The sequence below is a fragment of the Bradyrhizobium campsiandrae genome (assembly GCF_014529705.1).
In the GTDB taxonomy this organism is placed as follows: domain Bacteria; phylum Pseudomonadota; class Alphaproteobacteria; order Rhizobiales; family Xanthobacteraceae; genus Bradyrhizobium; species Bradyrhizobium campsiandrae.
On record NZ_JAANIH010000244.1, the window covers coordinates 1 to 408 of the forward strand.

Consider the following 408-nt stretch of genomic DNA (forward strand, 5'->3'; position numbering starts at 1 on the left):
GATCAGGAGGTTGTGATCCCCTTACTTCTTGCGTTTGGCTGGAGGCTCGCCCAACTCGGCCTCCAAGACCAACTTGTCTCCCCCGGTGAGGAACGTCAAGGACTCGGTTTTGGAGACCTTGGTCAAGTCGGACTCCACGGCCTTGAGGTTCGCGATGACTGAAGCTGGGGCACTGATACGGGCCGAAAGGATCGGGGTGCGCATCGGAACCTTGTGAGTCGACTTCGCCCCACGCCACTCGACCAAGGCAGCCGAGACGTCGCTCATGAGGTCGACGTCGCCGGTGGCGGGAACTTCGTCGGCGGTCGGCCAGGAGGAGGTGTGCACTGAGCCGTCCTTCCACCAACTCCAGACCTCCTCGGTGACGAAGGGCAGGAACGGGGCAAATAGCCGGAGCATGACGTCAAG

Annotated in this window: 1 protein-coding gene; it reads right to left on the bottom strand. The window is 61.8% G+C overall.

What is annotated here, in order from left to right:
* Nucleotides 1–21: 21 nt before the first annotated feature.
* A partial coding sequence (locus G8O24_RS47270) for a class I tRNA ligase family protein (protein WP_188108447.1) occupies nucleotides 22–408 on the bottom strand: 387 nt, incomplete at its 5' end.